Raw genomic sequence first — 1171 nt, forward strand, 5'->3', positions numbered from 1 at the left:
CCTCGGTGGCCTTCGGTGCCTCCGGAGTCGCCTTCGCCTCCTTGGGCGCCTTCACGGCGCGCTCAGAGGCGTCCTCGGTCGCGGTGGACGACTTCGCGGCCTTCTCCCCGCCGGTCGTACCGCCCGGCTTCCCGGCGCGCTCGGACGCGGGCTCGGTCCGCGCCGCCTCCGGCGTCCCGTCCGTCCGCTCCTTCGCCGGTCCGTCCGGCTTCTCCCGGAAGACGGACAGGCGCGGATCACGCTCGCTCCCCGCCGTCTCCCCCGACGACTGCTTCTGGTCCGACTTGTCGGGGGACTCGCCCGCCACCGGTGTCTCCTTCGTACGTCGCACTGCTGCCTAGCCCAGTGTTCACAAGTGTCCTGTGTCCGCGGAGCGCGGTCGTACCGCCACGCGAACCGGTGCTCGCCACGCCCCCACGGAAGATGCCGCCGACCTGCTAGACGAGAACGACATACCTACAGGTTCCCTATCGAACCCCTCACGCACTCTCGACAGATGAATGTGAGAGGGGTCACCCTGTCAGACATCCACGCGGGGAGGCATGGATGGGCAGGAGCCGCAGAACAATTCCGGAGGAGCTTCTGCTGCTCGCTTTGGACCCGGCCACGGGCACCACAGCGCAGCCGCAGTCGCTCGACCTCGGCCTGGCCGGGGCCCAGCTAGTGGAGCTGGCTCTGGCAGGACGAATAGCCCCAGACGGGGATCGTATCGCCGTGGTGATGCCACGGCCGACAGGAGATCCGACTCTGGACACCGCGCTCGAACTGCTGCGCCGACGCGGCAGTCCGGTGCGCGCGGTCCACTGGATCGGCGGACCCCGGCTGGGGCTGCGCCAGACGTACCTCACGCATCTGGAGCGGTGCGGCATGGTGCATGCCGTGGCGGGTCAGATGTGCGGGGTGCTGCCGACGACGCGCTACCAGGCGACGGACACGGCGATCAGCCGGGAGATCAGGGCCCGGCTGGACAGTGCGATCCGTACCGGCGTACCGCCGGACCCGCGGACCGCGGCGCTCGCCGCGCTGGCCCACGCGGTCGGTCTCGGCAAGCACCTCTACCCGGGCAACGAGGGGCGCTCCTCGCGCTCCCGTCTCCGGGACCTGATCCGGCACGACCCGATGGGCGGCCTGGTCGCCCACGCCGTGATGGATGTGCAGAACGGCGTCGCGG

At 70.6% G+C, this 1171-nt stretch carries 1 protein-coding gene and 1 pseudogene; one reads left to right on the forward strand and one right to left on the reverse strand.

The window, feature by feature from the left end:
• Nucleotides 1–307 (reverse strand): annotated as a pseudogene (locus AC51EU_RS30655) (D-alanyl-D-alanine carboxypeptidase); the annotation flags it as partial.
• A gap of 239 nt (nt 308–546) precedes the next feature.
• Between AC51EU_RS30655 and AC51EU_RS30660 the strand changes: the two are divergent.
• On the forward strand, nt 547–1171 hold a 625-nt coding region (locus AC51EU_RS30660; protein ID WP_496270355.1), incomplete at its 3' end, for a GOLPH3/VPS74 family protein.

This window comes from Candidatus Streptomyces philanthi, from assembly GCF_059553635.1.